Annotated in this window: 1 protein-coding gene; it reads right to left on the bottom strand. The window is 57.6% G+C overall.

Features of this window, described 5'->3' with window-relative positions:
• The coding region (locus MXD62_RS08175) for a thiamine phosphate synthase (protein WP_248828799.1) at positions 1-314 on the bottom strand (314 nt) is incomplete at both ends.

Raw genomic sequence — 314 nt, 5'->3', positions numbered from 1 at the left:
CTACCCCCGCTTCCAATACAGATAACGCATTGCCAACATTGATGCCACCGATCCCGACGATCGGAAATTCTCTGCCTACAGCTTCTCGTATCTCCCTTACTCCCGCAGGCCCAATCGGCTCTCCCGCATCCGCCTTGGAAGCTGTCGCGTACATCGCTCCTACGCCAAGATAATCCGCTCCCCCACGTTTCGCGGCCAGTGCCTCTTCCACTGTTCCTGCCGATATGCCGATATATGCATCCGGCCCAACCAGCTTGCGCACCTCCGTCAGCGGCAGATCATCCTGTCCAACATGGATGCCGTCTGCCTGTATC

It is taken from the genome of Frankia sp. Mgl5 (assembly GCF_023242985.1).
In the GTDB taxonomy this organism is placed as follows: domain Bacteria; phylum Actinomycetota; class Actinomycetes; order Frankiales; family Frankiaceae; genus Parafrankia; species Parafrankia soli.
The sequence above is the reverse complement of the archived record's forward strand: the minus strand, read 5'-3'. Positions and strand labels throughout refer to the sequence as shown.